This is a genomic window from Citrobacter sp. wls613 (assembly GCF_005281195.1).
GTDB lineage: Bacteria > Pseudomonadota > Gammaproteobacteria > Enterobacterales > Enterobacteriaceae > Citrobacter > Citrobacter gillenii.
Genome location: NZ_SZXN01000065.1, coordinates 69,335 through 86,669, shown reverse-complemented (window position 1 = coordinate 86,669; position 17,335 = coordinate 69,335). Strand labels below are relative to the sequence as shown.

Annotated in this window: 20 protein-coding genes and 2 tRNA genes; 9 read left to right on the top strand and 13 right to left on the bottom strand. The window is 49.3% G+C overall.

Annotated features, from left to right (window positions below; all coding sequences use genetic code 11):
* Positions 1-20: 20 nt before the first annotated feature.
* Positions 21-662 carry a riboflavin synthase subunit alpha gene (locus FDX01_RS15240; protein ID WP_096757165.1) on the bottom strand — a complete coding sequence of 214 codons (642 nt, stop codon included), beginning with the start codon at positions 660-662 and terminating at the stop codon, positions 21-23.
* 217 nt (positions 663-879) lie between these two features.
* Here FDX01_RS15240 and mdtK point away from each other — a divergent pair, with 217 nt between their 5' ends.
* Positions 880-2,253: an MdtK family multidrug efflux MATE transporter gene (gene mdtK, locus FDX01_RS15235; protein ID WP_096757166.1), complete on the top strand. Its 1,374-nt coding sequence runs from the start codon at positions 880-882 to the stop codon at positions 2,251-2,253.
* A 45-nt stretch (positions 2,254-2,298) separates the two neighbouring features.
* On the opposite strand, the gene FDX01_RS15230 is transcribed toward mdtK, so the two are convergent.
* Positions 2,299-2,997: an RluA family pseudouridine synthase gene (locus FDX01_RS15230; protein WP_137400074.1), complete on the bottom strand. Its 699-nt coding sequence runs from the start codon at positions 2,995-2,997 to the stop codon at positions 2,299-2,301.
* A 143-nt stretch (positions 2,998-3,140) separates the two neighbouring features.
* On the opposite strand from FDX01_RS15230, the gene FDX01_RS15225 reads away from it, so the two are divergent.
* On the top strand, positions 3,141-3,449 hold the full coding sequence (locus FDX01_RS15225; RefSeq protein ID WP_137400073.1) for a monooxygenase: 309 nt from the start codon (positions 3,141-3,143) through the stop codon (positions 3,447-3,449).
* A 127-nt stretch (positions 3,450-3,576) separates the two neighbouring features.
* Here the strand turns inward: FDX01_RS15225 and catA are convergent, their stop codons facing one another.
* From catA to FDX01_RS15205, 4 genes are all read right to left on the bottom strand, one after another.
* Entirely contained in the window at positions 3,577-4,254 is a 678-nt protein-coding gene (gene catA, locus FDX01_RS15220) for a type A chloramphenicol O-acetyltransferase (protein WP_137400072.1), read from the bottom strand.
* Positions 4,255-4,468: 214 nt separating this feature from the next.
* Positions 4,469-4,717, bottom strand: coding sequence for a hypothetical protein (locus tag FDX01_RS15215; protein WP_137400071.1), 249 nt, complete (start codon positions 4,715-4,717; stop codon positions 4,469-4,471).
* A gap of 82 nt (positions 4,718-4,799) precedes the next feature.
* A complete protein-coding gene (locus FDX01_RS15210) occupies positions 4,800-5,174 on the bottom strand; it encodes a hypothetical protein (RefSeq protein ID WP_137400070.1) in 375 nt (124 codons plus the stop codon).
* A gap of 240 nt (positions 5,175-5,414) precedes the next feature.
* Positions 5,415-5,804, bottom strand: a complete 390-nt coding sequence (locus tag FDX01_RS15205) for a hypothetical protein (protein ID WP_137400069.1) — start codon at positions 5,802-5,804, stop codon at positions 5,415-5,417.
* 719 nt (positions 5,805-6,523) lie between these two features.
* Between FDX01_RS15205 and FDX01_RS15200 the strand changes: the two genes are divergently transcribed.
* Entirely contained in the window at positions 6,524-6,868 is a 345-nt protein-coding gene (locus tag FDX01_RS15200) for a DUF1294 domain-containing protein (RefSeq protein WP_117343122.1), read from the top strand.
* Between the two features lie 28 nt (positions 6,869-6,896).
* Here the strand turns inward: FDX01_RS15200 and FDX01_RS15195 are convergent, their stop codons facing one another.
* Positions 6,897-7,469 (bottom strand): TetR/AcrR family transcriptional regulator, encoded by a 573-nt coding sequence (locus tag FDX01_RS15195; protein WP_137400068.1) that lies wholly within the window; start codon positions 7,467-7,469, stop codon positions 6,897-6,899.
* Positions 7,470-7,568: 99 nt separating this feature from the next.
* On the opposite strand from FDX01_RS15195, the gene FDX01_RS15190 reads away from it, so the two are divergent.
* The 3 genes from FDX01_RS15190 (at position 7,569) to FDX01_RS15180 (ending at position 11,594) form a co-directional block, all read left to right on the top strand.
* On the top strand, positions 7,569-8,462 hold the full coding sequence (locus FDX01_RS15190; RefSeq protein WP_170974781.1) for an ABC transporter six-transmembrane domain-containing protein: 894 nt from the start codon (positions 7,569-7,571) through the stop codon (positions 8,460-8,462).
* A gap of 119 nt (positions 8,463-8,581) precedes the next feature.
* Positions 8,582-9,691 (top strand): AI-2E family transporter, encoded by a 1,110-nt coding sequence (locus FDX01_RS15185; RefSeq protein WP_096757171.1) that lies wholly within the window; start codon positions 8,582-8,584, stop codon positions 9,689-9,691.
* Positions 9,692-9,809: 118 nt separating this feature from the next.
* The gene (locus FDX01_RS15180) at positions 9,810-11,594 is read left to right on the top strand and encodes a diguanylate cyclase (RefSeq protein WP_137400067.1); all 1,785 of its coding nucleotides are present in this window, start codon (positions 9,810-9,812) and stop codon (positions 11,592-11,594) included.
* Positions 11,595-11,692: 98 nt separating this feature from the next.
* Here the strand turns inward: FDX01_RS15180 and FDX01_RS15175 are convergent, their stop codons facing one another.
* The 3 genes from FDX01_RS15175 to FDX01_RS15165 all read right to left on the bottom strand — a co-directional run bounded on the left by FDX01_RS15175 (position 11,693) and on the right by FDX01_RS15165 (position 13,350).
* Positions 11,693-12,040, bottom strand: a complete 348-nt coding sequence (locus tag FDX01_RS15175) for a hypothetical protein (RefSeq protein WP_137400066.1) — start codon at positions 12,038-12,040, stop codon at positions 11,693-11,695.
* Positions 12,037-12,420 carry a hypothetical protein gene (locus FDX01_RS15170; protein WP_137400065.1) on the bottom strand — a complete coding sequence of 128 codons (384 nt, stop codon included), beginning with the start codon at positions 12,418-12,420 and terminating at the stop codon, positions 12,037-12,039. The genes FDX01_RS15175 and FDX01_RS15170 overlap by 4 nt, the downstream gene beginning before the upstream one ends.
* Positions 12,421-13,161: 741 nt before the next feature.
* Positions 13,162-13,350, bottom strand: a complete 189-nt coding sequence (locus FDX01_RS15165) for a hypothetical protein (RefSeq protein ID WP_137400064.1) — start codon at positions 13,348-13,350, stop codon at positions 13,162-13,164.
* A 197-nt stretch (positions 13,351-13,547) separates the two neighbouring features.
* Here FDX01_RS15165 and FDX01_RS15160 point away from each other — a divergent pair, with 197 nt between their 5' ends.
* A complete protein-coding gene (locus FDX01_RS15160) occupies positions 13,548-13,931 on the top strand; it encodes a cupin domain-containing protein (protein ID WP_137400063.1) in 384 nt (127 codons plus the stop codon).
* A gap of 79 nt (positions 13,932-14,010) precedes the next feature.
* On the opposite strand, the gene FDX01_RS15155 is transcribed toward FDX01_RS15160, so the two are convergent.
* Entirely contained in the window at positions 14,011-14,292 is a 282-nt protein-coding gene (locus tag FDX01_RS15155; RefSeq protein WP_137400062.1) for a hypothetical protein, read from the bottom strand.
* Positions 14,293-14,586: 294 nt separating this feature from the next.
* On the opposite strand from FDX01_RS15155, the gene FDX01_RS15150 reads away from it, so the two are divergent.
* Positions 14,587-14,663 (top strand) — tRNA-Val (locus tag FDX01_RS15150).
* 4 nt (positions 14,664-14,667) lie between these two features.
* Positions 14,668-14,744 (top strand) — tRNA-Val (locus tag FDX01_RS15145).
* A gap of 163 nt (positions 14,745-14,907) precedes the next feature.
* On the opposite strand, the gene FDX01_RS15140 is transcribed toward FDX01_RS15145, so the two are convergent.
* Both FDX01_RS15140 and FDX01_RS15135 read right to left on the bottom strand, forming a co-directional pair.
* Positions 14,908-16,569 carry a hypothetical protein gene (locus FDX01_RS15140; RefSeq protein ID WP_137400061.1) on the bottom strand — a complete coding sequence of 554 codons (1,662 nt, stop codon included), beginning with the start codon at positions 16,567-16,569 and terminating at the stop codon, positions 14,908-14,910.
* A gap of 75 nt (positions 16,570-16,644) precedes the next feature.
* Positions 16,645-17,307, bottom strand: a complete 663-nt coding sequence (locus FDX01_RS15135; protein ID WP_223240221.1) for a ZirU family protein — start codon at positions 17,305-17,307, stop codon at positions 16,645-16,647.
* Positions 17,308-17,335 lie beyond the last annotated feature (28 nt).

The window sequence follows — 17,335 nt, the reverse complement described above, 5'->3', positions numbered from 1 at the left end:
GGGCCTGGAAACGCGCCGGCTTAGACTTCGCCGGTGACGTGATTTACTGCACTTTCTTTTGCCGCCAGCACGCGCTCAACGGTATCCACGACCGCCTGCGTTTGTGGGTCGATTTCGATGTTGACCCGAGCCCCCAGTTTTTTCTTACCAAGCGTCGTACGCTCCAGCGTTTCCGGGATCAAATGCACGCAAAAACGCGTCGGTGTTACTTCGCCAACCGTCAGGCTGATACCATCAATGCCGATAAATCCTTTGTACAGGATATATTTCATCAACGACGCATCCTGCACCTTAAACCAGATCTGACGATTATTTTCTGAGGTCAGAATTTTTGATATCTCAGCGGTAGTCATAATATGGCCTGACATTAAATGCCCGCCGATCTCATCGCTGAATTTTGCCGCGCGCTCTACGTTGACCCGATCGCCCACTTTAAGCTCGCCCAGATTGGTAATACGCAGCGTTTCTTTCATCAGGTCAAAGCTGATGTGATTGCCGTTAATGTCGGTCACCGTCAGACAACAACCATTGTGTGCAACTGATGCACCCGTCTCCAGGCCATCCAGCATGTATTCAGGTAACTCCACTACATGCGTACGAAAATTTGGTTTCTCATCAATAGACACCAGTTTCGCGGTGCCCTGCACAATACCCGTAAACATACCTCTAACTCCTGAACGTAATTAAGACATATCTGTTGTGCACAATAGCAGGTGAAAATTGCGGTTGCCAGCAATGCACCGCCCCCACCTGTTTTTTCACTGGAGAATTACGTATTCCTCGCTACAATAGACTGCAATTTCCCCTGTATTTTCTTCTTGCTGCCCTCTCAGGCGGCTTTTTTAGTCTCTCAAATAACAACAATATAATGGTGTAAACGTGCAAAAGTATGTAATCGAAGCGCGTCAGTTATTAGCTCTGGCAATTCCGGTGATTCTTGCGCAAATCGCCCAAACCGCAATGGGGTTCGTCGATACCGTCATGGCGGGTGGATACAGCGCGACGGACATGGCTGCCGTCGCTATCGGGACCTCCATTTGGCTCCCGGCCATCTTATTTGGTCACGGACTCCTGCTGGCATTGACGCCAGTCATTGCGCAACTTAACGGATCGGGTCGCCGCGACCGCATTGCTCATCAAATACGCCAGGGTTTCTGGCTGGCGGGCAGCGTATCTGTGCTCATTATGGTGGTGCTCTGGAATGCGGGATACATTATCCGCTCCATGGATAATATCGATCCGGCGCTGGCCGATAAAGCCGTCGGCTACCTGCGCGCGCTGTTGTGGGGCGCGCCTGGCTATTTATTCTTCCAGGTAGCTCGTAACCAGTGTGAAGGTCTGGCCAAAACCAAACCGGCGATGGTGATGGGGTTTCTCGGCCTGTTGGTCAACATCCCGGTTAACTACATTTTCATCTATGGGCATTTTGGCATGCCAGAACTCGGCGGCGTAGGCTGCGGCGTTGCCACTGCGGCGGTGTACTGGGTGATGTTTCTCGCCATGTTGTCCTACGTTAAACGTGCGCGCTCAATGCGTGATATTCGCAACGTCCGCGGTTTCCAGAAACCCGATACCGCGGTGATGAAGCGCCTGATCCAGTTGGGCTTACCGATTGCGCTGGCATTATTCTTTGAAGTAACGTTGTTCGCCGTAGTGGCATTGCTGGTTTCCCCGCTGGGGATTGTTGACGTGGCCGGACACCAAATCGCGCTGAACTTTAGCTCGCTCATGTTCGTTCTGCCGATGTCGCTGGCAGCCGCCGTAACGATTCGCGTGGGTTATCGTCTGGGCCAGGGGTCAACGCTTGATGCCCAAACTGCAGCCAGAACCGGGTTGGGCGTCGGTGTTTGCATGGCGGTGTTAACCGCAGTGTTCACCGTGACCCTGCGTGAGCACATCGCCCTGCTCTACAACAATAATCCTGAAGTGGTGACGCTAGCTGCCCAGCTCATGTTGCTGGCCGCCGTGTATCAAATATCGGACTCGATTCAGGTCATTGGCAGTGGGATCCTGCGTGGTTATAAAGATACGCGCTCCATTTTCTTTATCACCTTTATCGCTTACTGGGTGTTGGGTTTACCGAGCGGATATATCCTCGCACTGACCGACCTGGTAGTTGAACGCATGGGTCCAGCAGGTTTCTGGATCGGCTTTATTATCGGTCTGACCTCTGCTGCAGTAATGATGATGCTGCGCATGCGTTATCTGCAACGCCAGCCGTCCGCCATTATTTTACAACGCGCGGCGCGATAACACCCCGCAATAGCCGCCCCCCGGCGGCTATTGTCTCCACCCTATTCAGAACGGACTGCCATTGTGGGCGTTGATCGCTTCTCCGCTGACAGGATGCTTAAAATGCAGTTCGCTGGCATGCAGCATCAGTCGTGGCGTCCGTTCTGTACCCGGCAACAGACGCCCCCCATACAGATCGCAGCCCCAAATGGCGTATCCCAGATGTTGACAGTGAATACGCAACTGATGGGTGCGACCGGTTTCGGGGAAAAGATGTACCCGCGTTAACGGCAGTACAGTCCCGTCTTCCAGCGGATGATTAAAGCGCTCGACAACCCGATAGCGGGAGCGCGCGGGTTTGCCGCTGATGGCGCATATCGACATCAGCGGAAACAGCGCCGGATCCTTGGCAATAGCAGCGTCTATCACCCCTTCATCCTCGCTCAAATGCCCACAGAGCAAGGCGCTATACACCTTGGTAACAGCGCGCAGGCTGAATTGCTGGCACAGCGCAGCATTGGTAGCCTTATTGCGGGCAATCACCATCAGCCCGGAAGTGCCAAAATCAAGTCGATGCACCAGCGTGCAGCCGGGATAAATCTGAACCAGCCGGTGATGTACCGAGTCGATATTTTGCGGATTTTTTCCCGACAGGCTTAGCAAACCGGTGGGTTTATTGATAAGAAGCAGATGGTCGTCCTGATAGAGGACCTCTATCTCGTCATGGCACGGCGGAGCAATAAAGGTATCAAAGAGAGTAGACATCAGGCAGCCATGATAAAGTACGGGAGCGGATCATAACGAATTTTCAACCGACTGGCGAATCAGCGATCTTTTGCCGTTTATTGTGCAATAAATTAAAAATAAGATACTGACTTACCCGCATCAGCGTTATCCATGGAGGAATTATGTCAAACACACTATTGCAGTTGCACTTTGATTTTCAGGGCCCGTTTGGCGAAGAGATGTCACGCCAGCTTGTCGACCTGGCAGAATCCATTAACCAGGAGCCTGGCTTTATCTGGAAAATCTGGACAGAAAACGAAGCAACCCAGGAAGCCGGCGGCATCTACCTGTTCCAGGACGAAGAAACTGCGCTGGCATATGTTAAAAAGCATACAGCCCGTCTGAAGCCGCTGGGTGTGCAAAACGTGCAATTCAAAATCTTTAATGTCAATGAACCGTTAACGCGCATTAACCACGGCATGACTGAGTAACATTGTTGCTTCATCACAGGCAAAATAAAGGGCGGCTTTACGTTCAAGCAGCCCTGTAGCAGGAGGTTATGTACTCTTAGCAGACATGACTGCTATCCTTGCTTGTAATAAGAGATCGTCTGGCACATCAAGCATTGCGCTCTTCTGAATGGTGCAATATGTTATCGCTAATCTCTTGTAACTCATTGATCAATCTTGCCACATGAAAACCATCGCACACGGAATGATGTACCTGAACGGCGAGGGGTAACATTACTTTTCCATCCTGGTTGTAGTATTTCCCAATAGTGAACATGGGGGAAAAAAAGTTCTGCATGTTGGCAACGTTGATATTGAAACTGGTAAAACTTACCCAAGGAATGGCCGACACGAAAAATATATTTTCCAGCGACTCTCCCTTAGGCCAGTAAGAAAGGTTATTACCATAACGTGCCATGTCTTCTGCATAAACATGTTGAAAGTGATGAATATTGCCATCGTAGTGACTCCATAATGATGAAAAGGTCTCCGTTTCATTATGGAAAATCGTATAACTTGGATGAACTTCATTCCATATGACAAGCTCATTGTCCTTTATCGCCATACGAAACTCTGTATGTCTGTTTACGACTTTAGAAAGCAGGAAAATAATAGTAGGATAAAATTTCCAGCCAACCTCTTTTATATGTTTTAACAGCGCGGTAATGTCTAAGAGAACTGTTTGGTTAATTGTGCTTTGAGCAAAGGTCTGAAATACCTCAAAATGCTCCTTCCTTGCCCAACAAGATAAGTCAACTGGCGTATATTCTGGGATTGTTTTTTTCATTTTTAGTAGCCTTTAATAAGCACGCATACAGACCCGAACCATTTTGGTTGCGAACGCATTCGTGAGAGTAGCGCATCCTTGTAAATAAGGGAAGGAAATGATAACCCTTTAATATATAAGATGATAAAGGGAGACGTATCGCCTCCCTTGAAGTATTGAACGCGAGCACTATCAATGCGCTAACACGACAACGCTGTCAGTTGCGTATCGTTTATCATTCGAACCAGCAACGGTTGCCATTATCTGCCTGGGAGGCATCGGGGATTTCATCACAAGGCGGCAGAGTGAATCCGTCTCGAGTCACATAATGGCTATGATTTCCTGCTTCTTCATTATAACCCTTATTGTTTTTATGATGATGGTGGCCAGCTCCCTGATAATCATCATTTGCAAGAGGTACCACACAGCCATAGAGGGAACCACAAACCGCAGAAACTATCAGAATTTTAAAAATAGTTTTCATTGATCAACTCGATAAAGATGAAGTGTTATGATGTAACCTACTAAACAGACTACCGCCCACAGTATAAAAATAGGATTATTCATTATTTTAAATTTACGCCCTGTACCTGATCATTAGACTGATTAACGTCTAAAATCATCCGTACACCTTCTTTTGAGACAAATTCTAAAGGTGCGTTATCATCCTGTTCCCAGCCATTAGCAACCAGTAGGGGAACAACCTCACTCAATTTTTTACCGGCTACAGCCTGATCTATAGTGCGTTCAGCGGGGGCTAATTCCGCGTGATGGTGTTTCATGTTTTCGCGTTTACTTTTATGAATATCACATGTGCCGTTACCATCAGTAACATGTGTGCAACCTGATTTCTCAAGCTGGCTACGGTATGAGGCGCTAATAGCGTTAGCATTACCCACCACAGACAAACAAAGCAACACCATAATTAATTTTGCTTTCATTACATTTACCCTTTGTGTATATCGTCAATGTTTTTATTTACAGCTCACTCAATCATACCGCCACGTATTTTATGCTTTAAAAAGCTTTTCTTTATCCATGGCGATAAACTACATATTCCTGAAGAACATCCCCCCTATATCCAAAATAATTCGAATTTCATAAAGTCAGTAATTGTGTGATAAATTCGTCAGGAACGAATTTGAACAGCCGAAGGCTGGCCCCCGGTGTGGGGTCTTTTATTACTTGATGATCTGGGCATTTGCCACAAATCCTTTTTTATCCTCAATGACGCGCATCAGGTGAGCGCCTTTTTTCCAGTCGCCATCTGCCTGCTGACGCCAGCCACGCTGTATCAAATATTCTTCTGCGGCGATCCCTTTGAGGTTGATAATATTCTCAGCCTCTTTAACGTACTGCGGCACGTTGGATTCATTTACCGAGTTAGGTGTATGCTTCACGGCGTTTTTTGCATTCTCTGCCTTTGTTTTGTGGATGTCGCACCCCTTGCCAGCATTCATCTCGTTGCAGCCGGAACGCTCCAACTGGGCACGGTACTGTGCGTTGATGGCGTGCGCTGGTGCGGTGGTCATTGCGACTAAGGTCAGGCTAGCGATGAGTACTTTTTTCATTCTTTGGTTTCCAGTTCGTTAAATCCGTTGCACCGCGTCCACGGGCGGTAGTGATATTTCGCGTGTTGAAATATGACCGTCTGGTAAATTCAAGTCAACGGCTGAAAACACCTTGAAATTTGTTCGTTAAATGTTAAAAGCAGCATCTATTTAGCGCATTTACTTCATATGAAAGTTATCATAACAAGTGGGAAATCAGAAGAACGATGAGAAGACACAGTGATATTGAAAGGAAAATATGGTGGCATTGAATACATAAAAGTGAATCTGCATTACACTATGCTCACTTTAATTATAAGCACTGACAATACATTACGATATATAATAAAAATCGGTTTATAATATATTAATGTAGACATTCACACCTGCCCTGCCATTAACTTTTCAATTTCCCCACTCGTCAAGCCTCTCCTCTTAGCAATAACCCTCTATCATCTCTGTCCATATCTGTAACAACCCCTTAAAGAGGGATGCGTATTTATCTCTAAAGGAGTAGTAAAAATAGGACTAAAGATTGATGTAAGTCAATTGGCATCGCGTATTTTTATTTGTGAGCGTCCTTGCGCACAAGTCTGGTATTAAAAAGACAAATTTTAGAATAGAACATTATTCTATGAGTAACAGGTTATGGTTACGGCTTCCGACAGGGCTTCAGCTCACCGTGGGTATTGCGTACAATGCAGGGTCGATACTCTCTGGAAATGGCTGTGGCGAATACTATGAATCTCAATCGCGGTTGTTATTTGCTGCTGATCCTCGCTGCGATCGGCAGCCTGTTTACATCACATCCCTTTATTATATGGTTACTGCTCGCCAACGTACTGACGCTGGTGATTTACGGCATGGACAAAATGGCGGCGCGAAAAGCCTGGCGCAGAGTGCCAGAGTTCACATTACTGATGTTTGGCGTTGTCGGCGGATGGCCCGGCGCGATAGCAGGTCAGCAACTCTTTCGCCACAAAACACAAAAACAGCCATTCAAAACCTACTTTATCATCAGCGTATTATTGAGCATCTCCGTGATGGTAGCGGTGTATCAGCTCTATCCTTTTTCGCCTTTCTGAACATTGGCTACGCGCGAACTATACAGCTTTACAACATCTGCCTGATAAAGTCGTGGAGATCGTCGCTGACCAACTGACATTTTTCAGGTGAAGGATGAATAATCAGGTTCTCTGAGTACCCGTTAAGCATGGCAACGAACTGGCGTGTAACACGTTCGGCATCCAGCGCCCGGAACGCTTTCAACCCCACACCTTCACGAATAATGTCGGCGATCATTTCCATCCAGCAATTCATATTGCGCTCTGCAAGCTCTGCGTAAGCGGCGTCATGGCTCGCCAGACGCCATAAAGAGTCATAAAGCTGCCAGACGGCATCCGGACCTTCAGGAAGGTAGTATTTGATCAATACACTTAACTTTTCGTGAGGTTCGCGCCCGGCTAACGATTCGGCTAAATCGTCCAGCTCTTGTTGCATAAATCTTTCCAGCGCGGCAAGGCACAATGACTGCCAGTCCTTAAAGTAGTGATAGATATGGCTGCGAGAAAGGCCGAGATGTTCCGTCAACTCCCGGGTTGTCACCTTCTCTATCCCTTTTTCGATAAACAGCGCCACCGCGCCATCCAGAATTCGTACTCTCAACTCTTCTGTCTTTTTTTTCATCAATTCACCCCGCATTGACTTTGAGCAACCGCTCAAATACACTCAACCTGCAATAATTGAGCAACCGCTCAATTATTAATTTTAACAGAATCACAGATAATGATAAGCCTGAAGAGTCACGATAAATCCACATCCTTATACAGTGCAGTTGGCACGCTTAAGTCTCTGGCCCGCCGCCACCGTAAAAAACTCCTGGTCACATTTCTTCTCGTCGTTGCCGAGAACCTGACGTATCTGCTGTATCCGCTAATGGCCGGCTTTGCCATCAATGCAATTATTGCGGGTAACGCCTTACACGCGGTTTTTTATGCCATTGTGGTCTTTATTATGTGGGCCATAGGGGCGGCTCGTCGGAGTGTTGATACCCGTACATTTACCCGGATCTATGCTGAGTTGGCGGTTCCCGTCATTCTCGCTCAACGTCGGGACAATCAAAATACCTCGACCATTGCAGCACGGGTCGCGCTTTCCCGCGAGTTCGTCGATTTTTTTGAAAAGCATCTGCCTGCGCTTATCACCTCGATCGCCTCTATTCTGGGGGCTGCCATCATGCTGCTGGTTATAGAGTTGTGGACGGGTGTGGCCTGCCTTGTCATTCTTGGTTTTTTTTCACTGTTCCTGAGCAGCTATACGCGCAAAAACGAAGCGCTTTTCCTGCGATTAAATAATCGACTCGAAAAAGAGATAGCCATGGTCAATAGTGCCGCCGCCTCCCCGCTCGGCAAACATTACCGCCTGTTGTCCAGGCTGCGTATTTGTTTATCCGACCGTGAGGCGCTGGGTTACTTGTCCATTGGCATTGTGGTCGCTCTGTTATTTGGCATGACGATCCTCATCATGACGCTCGGCGGCGGGGCTGATGCGGGTCACATTTACTCTGTGATGACCTATATGTGGATGTTTGCCATGAGCCTGGATGATGCTCCGCAGTTGCTGGAAAAGTATTCTCAGCTCAAAGATATTGGTAAACGAGTAAACACCGGACATGAATAAACCCCGGTAGACTCGCGTCCATTTCGCTCAGCGTGTCCTGGCACGCCGACAGTTGCAGGTTGGTAAATCCGCTGAACAGTTCTATAGTCGGGACTGCTTCTTATTTACAGGATCCACTAATGCGTTTTAACGGACTGACCAAAGGTTTTTTCATTTTCATTCTCGCCCTCGTGACGTGGGCGTTCTTTGATGTGCTGTCCCCTTACTTTTCCGCCATTCTGTGGGCCGCGATATTAACCACTATTTTTAATCCGGTGAAAAACAAACTGCGCAGCGCGCTGGGCGATCGCAACGGGCTGGCGTCGCTTATCACCATTGGCATTATCTGCCTGATTGTCTTTATTCCCCTGATGGTGATCCTGTCATCACTGGCTATCGAACTGAACGTGGTGTACAGCAAGCTGCAACAGAACAACACGCAGTTCCCGGAAGTCGTCACCGCGATCCTGTCGTATCTTCCTGACTGGGCCAGAGGATTCCTTGCGGACCACCATCTGGATAACGTGGCACAAATTCAGCAAAAGCTCTCCGATGTTGCATTACAGGGCGGGCAGTACCTCGCCGGCAGTGCATTCCTGATTGGCAAAGGGACATTCGGCTTTGCCATCAGCTTTGGCATCATGCTGTATCTGCTGTTTTTCCTGCTCAAGGACGGGCCGTACCTGGTGCGTCAGATTCTGGATTCTTTACCGCTGACCGATTTCGCTAAACAGCACCTGTTTGCCAAATTTGTCGGTGTCACCCGTGCCACGGTAAAAGGCACAGCGGTGGTCGCGGTGGTTCAGGGCACACTCGGTGGCATTGCTTTTGCCATTGTGGACATCGACGGCAGCGTTCTGTGGGGCGCATTGATGGCGTTTCTCTCACTGGTGCCTGCGGTGGGTTCAGCCATTGTCTGGGTACCCGCGGCAATTTTCCTCTTTGCCACACAGCAGTTGTGGCAAGGACTGTTTATCGTCGGATTCTTCGTCATTATCGTCGGGCTGGTAGACAATATTTTGCGCCCATTGCTGGTGGGCAAAGACACCAAGATGCCCGATTATCTAATTTTGATTTCCACCCTCGGCGGGATGGAGATTTACGGTATTAACGGGTTTGTCATTGGCCCATTGATCGCGGCACTGTTCCTTGCCTGCTGGAATCTGTTATCCGGGCGCGATCACGAGGGCAACGTGGAGGAGATCGATAAAGACTTTATGGAAGAAGGAAAAAATCCTCCAGATTTATAACGGTATGACGATAACAAAGGGCGACCACGGGGTCGCCTTTTTATTGTCACGCAAAATCATACGTTTTCTATAATTTCAATCATGCACATTCATTACTCGTCGCAAAAGGAATAAACAGGTGCGAATAGCCACAATCACCAACTGGGCCTACAGTGCGACGGTATGCCTGACCCTCGCCTCCGGCGTGGTCATGCTAATGGCGTCAAACGCCGATAACACCGAACGACAGGCGGTAGAACAGCGGTATATATTCGATCAGCTGACCGAAGAAGTTGAAATTGACGCCTGGTCACTGTCCGATCTGGCGCGCCTGTATGTGGTCAGTAAAGATCCTGATGCGTTGCAAGCCTACCAACAGAAAGAGACCTCGCTAAAAGCCGTTGAGCACCGATTGACGAAACTGAAGGATACCGGAGCATCAGGGGAAGAATTGGCGCTCCTGCACGAGGGATTGCAAATTGTTGATACGCTACAGAACGAACAACAAACGGCGATCGAAAGCGTCGCGCGCGGAGAGCAGGCGCAGGCTATCGCCCTGCTCTTCGGTAAATCCTATGAGCAGGAGCTCGAACGGACGCAGGATAAAATAGACCATTTCCGCCAGATGCTCGACAGCCGCGCCCGCAACGCCATTGAGGACGCCACGCAGACGTCCCGTACACTGCGCACGCTGTCCGAAGTGATGGTCGGACTGACGGCACTACTGTTTTTGTTTGTCCTCGGCTTTATTTTAAAACGTCGGGTGCTGCGCCCCGTCGTGCGACTGAGCGACGTCGTTCATCGACTGGCCTCGCAGGATTACGCGGTTGAAACACCTAACTTTAACCAGATTGATGAAATCGGCGATATGGCACAGGCCATCCGCATTTTTCGCGAGAACGGCCTGGTACGGCAGCGGCTGGAGAAAGAGCGTGACGCCGACTGGGCGATACGCGAACTGCTGGCACGGATGACTCAGCGCTTACAGGGGTGTGAGAACTTCGCTGACGTTATCAATGTTGCACAACTGTTCGCGCCGAATATTGCTCCCGGCGTCGCCGGACGCCTCTACATTCTTGACCGGGAACCATGGCAGATGCGCTGCGTCGCTGAGTGGCTTTCTCCGCAGGGAAAAGCGGATGCCTTCCACCCGGACGAATGCTGGGCCGTGCGTCGCGGGCAGAGTCATCCCCCGGTCCACGGCGAGCCGGACATCGCCTGCTACCATCTGCCAGAGTCATGTCAGGATCACACGCTGTGTGTGCCGTTGATTGCTCAAGGTGAGGCTATCGGCCTGCTCTCATTTCAGAATCTCAGCGATGATACCGCGCCTTCCCGCGCGTATCTGGAACTGATGGCAGAAGCGCTCGGTCTGGCATTAGCCAATCAGCGTCTGCGCGATGCGTTACTGGAAAAAGCACTCTACGACCCGCTGACCGGTCTGCGCAATCGCCATCATCTGGAAGACACTTTGCGCACCCAGATGGGCCAGGCGATACATAATCAGACACCCATCAGTTGCCTGATGATTGATATTGATCACTTCAAAGATGTCAACGATCGGTTCGGCCACGAGGCGGGCGATGGCGTTATCAAGGGCGTTGCCGCGATTATTCAGCGCGCCATACGCGACAGTGGGATGGCGTTCCGCTACGGTGGTGAAGAGTTTCTGGTCCTGCTCAGCGGCATGGGTGAAGAAGAGGCTAACCGCATGGCGACGGACATCTACAACGGCGTGCATGCGCTTACGCTGCGCTTTGGGACGTCGGACATCAGCCATATCGACGTGTCTATTGGCGTTGCCAGCTACCCACAGCACACCCAAAGCGACAACCTGCTGCGCGCCGCTGACGTGGCCCTGTATCGCGCCAAAGAGTTGGGCCGATCGCGAATCGTGAGCTTCGGTATGCTGCAAGCGAGCTAAACGCGGGCCGGTTATGTGATACACATCCTCACTCTAGAAAAGACACCCCCTGCGCTTTGACAGGGGGTGTCATCATCATGCGAACTGAACTTAACATCTTAGTTTTGGTTACAGGTAAAACCGCCGCCGAGTGTCGGATTACAGGTGGTTTGTGTTGACGGTTTAGGCTGTATGCTTTGGTTGTAGGTCTGAGCCGCAGCATTGAGGTTAGCCGCTTTTTGTTGCCAACCAGCCGCCGTCCCCTGTGCTATTGCGATACAGTCAGCAGACGAAATCGTTGCCGTACCTGCTTGTGCTCTATCTTGCATCATACGAGCTGCTTCAGCGCTACTGGTAAAGGTGTCACCACTCATGGCCTGACAAAGCTCATAATCTGAAGCGTTAGGATTGTTCGAACAACCGACTAAAACAACCGAGGCGACAGTAATTAATATTAAGTTTTTCATTGTAAGCCTCTCATTGCCCATTTAGTGCAAAGCGCAATAGCCTGATCATGGAATGCCGGATTGGCATCATTAAACTGCATAGCAACCCTTGTCTTTACACCAGCTAGATATGCAGCCTGATTTTTTACAGTAGCTTTATCATTTGCCGCCCGGTTGTAACATTGCGCAGTTAAAAATTTAGTGCGAAAAGTCATGAGCAAAGATGCCTGATCCTCTGGTAACAGGTAATCATATTCTCCCTTCCCCCCCACGCTTTCTGCTTCAAGAGTCGCTAAAGTAAGGGCATCATTACCCATTTCATCCAGTGCTGGCGCAACTTCTGCCCGTTCGGCACACCCAGCAAGCAATGCCATAAAGACAACAACGAATAAGCGTTTCATTTCACCCCTTCATAATAAATGTCGTTTCAGTAATTTCGCAGCGTCAGAAAAGCTCACCGAGTTAATTTACCTGGTCTTGGGTATTTCTTCTGTCGTCGCTTATATCAATATTTAATTTAATGCTATTAAACAGCGATTTTTATGTTCTTGTATGATGTTATCGACTTCGCATACAAATCCATCTCTTATTATTTTCAAGAGAATACGCCACGTGTCACTTTAACCTTTGACACGTGATAATGTATCAATAGATATGTAATACCTTTCACATAACAATGTTAATTTGATTTTTTAGGTAACTTACGCTTAACTTTTTATATAAATAAGCCAACAAATACAGCACCTGACTTATATTGAATAGTACAGCACTTATTGGCAAGAATACATATTAAAAATGAATACTAAGAGCTGAATTTATTAGTCGCAGCATTACATCCTCAATAACCAATTGAATTATAATATGTTTAATAAAGTTAATCGGAGAGGATAATGCTTTTACCACATCAGTGGTAACCCTATAGGGTTGTTATATAAATAACATTACATGACGTGATTCAACAATTTATTCACTTATCGTATAATTAACCCCAACAGTTTGTTGTAATAAATGACATGTTTTATACGTAGGACGTATCACCTGAACCTGACAGCAGTTACGTCCACTATTCGCCTTAATGGGCAATCTCAATTCACCTCATCCTTTCAGATAAGAGTGATGTTCAGGGAACCATTGATCAAATCTCACTCTTTTGTATTTTGGGTGTGCAATTTCCCGCTTCTCAGCAGCGCCATCTCTTGCTTGCAAAGCAGCACCACAGCCTGACGGCCCTTAACGCGGCGGGATGTAAGAGCCCTTTTCACCGTACGGCGACTCGCGCCAGATTCCAGCATCTGAAAACACATCAGGGAGAGCGTCGGTTTATTTTTCATCAAAAATTCACTTGGTTGAGTTAGCCAGTAGCGTTGCGGCAGAAAGCGGACATTTTACGCTAATCCGGGCACGGCTTAAACCCGGTCTACGGGTAGGTCCTGTTGCAGAATTCCCCATGGCGAAACCGAACAAAAAACAACCAGGCTGATATAATTGAAGAGCGGCCATGTGCGTAATCAAGCTAAGGAGGTACGCAATGGACAAAGCAGATGTGAAATCATTCGATATACCAGATGAGGTTCGCGAGTTTGCGAATGGACGACTGGAACTTCTCAATATCGGCGGAGCCATCGTCGGACGTGCGGTGCTGGAGCCCGGCTGGCGATGGGCGACATCGATCCAGTCGATAGCGGGAACAAAGAGTTGTGAAGCCCCGCATTTTCAATACCACGTAGCCGGGGTGCTGCGGGTAAAAATGGACGATGGCAGTGAATTTGATTGCCGCCCCGGCGATCTGTCACACATCCCTCCAGGGCACGACGCCTGGGTCGTCGGGGATGAGTCGGTGGTCATTGTTGACTTTCAGGGCATGGTCGACTGGGCCAGACATAAAGATACCGGCTGTAACGACTCGCCATAACAGCAAAAAACCCCGGATGATCGCGACATTCGGGACTTACTGGAGTGGATCTCAAAACCATTTTTAGATCCTGACAATATTAGCCATTCACCCGATTAACGATCTTTTCCCAACACGTTTTCAGGCGATGCTTTTGTAAATAACCTTCCAGCGCCCGGGAGATTCGCTGCTGGTGTACAGGGCCACCCACAATTTCACGTTCATTCATCTCGCTCAGCACCAAAAGTATCGGCGGAATGGTTTCGGCAATCGTGGGCTGTAAACGATAATCCCCATCAAGAATCACAAACGTTCCCAATCCACCGATGTGCCGCAGCAGTATGGGCAGCAACGTTACTTCGCGACATTTTTGCGCCACCATTTCACTCTTCTGGCATCCGCGTTGATCGGATATCGTCCAAGCAGCAGAACATTACCCCACCAGCAGTCGGCCATTGCGATCGTCCCTGAGAGAAGTTCTGATTCTACCCCGCACGCCTAATTTGTGCACTCGAAGGACTGGGTGAATAAAAAACACGCTGCAAAATCAACAAAATATAATCAACTTGCTTAATTACTCTGCAATCGCGTGAAAACATGCAGAAAAACACAATTTCCCTCTTGCCTCATTCGGTCTGTGCCGCTAATATTCGTCCCCGTTGTCACCTACAACGTTGCGTTCATAGCTCAGTTGGTTAGAGCACCACCTTGACATGGTGGGGGTCGTTGGTTCGAGTCCAATTGAACGCACCATCTTGCGTCCGTAGCTCAGTTGGTTAGAGCACCACCTTGACATGGTGGGGGTCGGTGGTTCGAGTCCACTCGGACGCACCAAATCAATTCCCGTTGATTTGGTGCTTACTCTCTCGTCCTTATCTACACTTTCTTTTTTTCAAAAAAACACTCTTACGTAATTGCTATTCGGCCTTCAACAATTGGCTGTGGCTGCCTGCTTTCCTCACCGTCTTACAGGCAACCATCCGTTCAGAAAAACGCCTTAATTCACATCCGCTATACAGACCACGTGACTGCTTTTCCTGCTATTCGTCACTATCCCATTACTCATATTCAACGTATTTTTACTGCCCAGTTCATCTATCCAGTAAGGTGCGTTGACCCAGTTGCCACCAAAGTTGTACAACGGCCCCCACTCGCTCCACCAGCGTCCGGTTGAAGCCGCTCGCTCGCCGTTGCGGGTCGATTCCTCTGCAGTCGGCCGACGATAGCCATCATCTTGTTTACCACACCAGTCATTATTAAATCCTGTTGGATTGCCGTCAGTGATTAACCACTTCGTGACCGTGAAGGTATAAGCATAAGACCCACCGTCATTTTTCGACCGTATGGTAATGGTGGCAGTTTTCTCTGCGCCTTCAGGCCGACGGTTAAACGTCACCACACCCTTATCATCCACGCTTAACCACGAACGATCGTCATGCCAGGAATACTCCCGGTTGCTGGCAGCATTGCCATTCATGCGCAACTGGAAACTGGCACCAACCAATCCGCTGCGAGGAAAACCGCTGTCGGTATCAAACGTGGCGCCATTGACGTGAATAGTCGTGTTCCCAGGGAGGACGTTGCTGCCGCCTGGTGCCACTTGCTCGCTGACCGTACTGACCATTGTCCCCATTACCGTGTCATAGCTTGCTGGCGTGGCTTCCACCACCAGATAGCGATTTACATCCTCTGCAACGGGGGTATAACTTTTTTCAACCGCGCCTGGAATTGCCGTTTTTCTGGCCGTTCCTGCTGCGTTATCCGCACGAAACCACTGAAAACGCGACCGGTCGGGAATCGTCTCATTCCCCTGATAAAGATAGGAAAGTGTGACATCTTCCCCTTCGCGGGGCGCCGGTATCGCTAAATTGACGATCGCCGGGAGCATGTCAGGTATACCGGTTTGCGCGCACACCACTGTCTGTCTGCTGGCGTTTGCCGCCGCGCTACTACGCCCATCGGTAAAAGCATTAATCACCGCATGGTGCGTATCATTGAGCGCGCGTGTCGTCCAGATAGCGTTACGTCCAGCAATGCCATAGGTATGCCGTAAATCGCCTTTAGAATCTTGCCCCACACGATTTGCCCGAGTGTAGGTCACAAACATATCCTGCAGATCGCCCTCATCTGGTAAACGCATACCGTTGTTCGCACAGTGCATATACGCATCCCCCCAGCGCAGCGCTGGCGAAGCATAATGAAACGCGGCCGACAAGTCTGCTCGCGCGGGTAGCACCGGCGCGTTCGCGTTTGGGCTGACAAAAGGCGCATCCGGTCGGTCGGGATCGGAAGGTTCAATCTCAACCGGCAACACCTTAAACGTCAGGTAGCGTTTATTCTGCGCGGGGCCGGGCGTATAAAGACGCTCATTCGCCCCTGAGATTACCTGCTCGTCGGCCAACCAGCGAAACAGGGTCTCTGATGGACTTTCCTGCAAACCATCAGGATCGTGAAATTGATACGCAATCTCCAGCGTATCTCCCTGAGCCGGATTTAATCCCGGCGCAGAGGTGTTAATCACCTGCAGTTGACCGGCCACGGGCGGGCGTCCTTTTACCGTCGCGGTCTGTGCTGTCACCGCCAGGGCTTCAGTGGCGACAAAAACAACCAGCACACCCGCGGCGCTGCGCAGAGTGAGCGCGACACTATTCAGCTTCATAGCTCAGGCAATCCGAATGAACGGCGATTATACGCAGCAGCGCTTGAACACTTCGCTGCTGCACAATGGGTGACATTAATTCACCTCGATCTGTATCTTACGTTTCTGATCCCCGGCTACCGGTTTGTAAGTCTTACCGTTCGCACCTGGAATATTTTGGTATACGCCAGAACCAATCGCGGTCTCAATCTTCCACTGATAGGTGCCAGCATCACCGGCGCTGCCGTCAGCCAGTTGTACGACGGCGCTAAGTTCAGTATCAACCTGCGGGAAGCCATTCACTGCGCCATCAATCTGTACGGCGATCGGCGTTGATGCAGAAGCCGCTGACAGCTCATTTGACGCAACTGCGATACCGGTATCCGGATCGGTTATCGTTGGGTCAGTATGCGGCGTAACCAACACGGTGATCTTTTTGCCTAAATCACTCGCCGTCACGGTGTAAGTATCACTGGTGGCGCCCGAAATATCTGCCCCATCCGCCTGCCACTGAAAGGTTCTTTGCGATTCTGCATCCCCGTCCGGGTCGCTGAACGCGCCTTGCTGGCTGATGGAAATCACATCGCCAATGTCGAAGACGCCATTGCTGTTGGTATCAGCAGAAACAATCGTGCTCTGGGTGATAACCGGCACGCGTCCTTTTACGGTATCGGTTGGATCGGACAAGACGGCCAGGGCGGGAAATGACAGGATTAACATCGCGCTACTGGCGGTTAAGGTAAAGTTTTTGCGTTTCATTTGCGTACTCAATAATAAAAAGGGATTA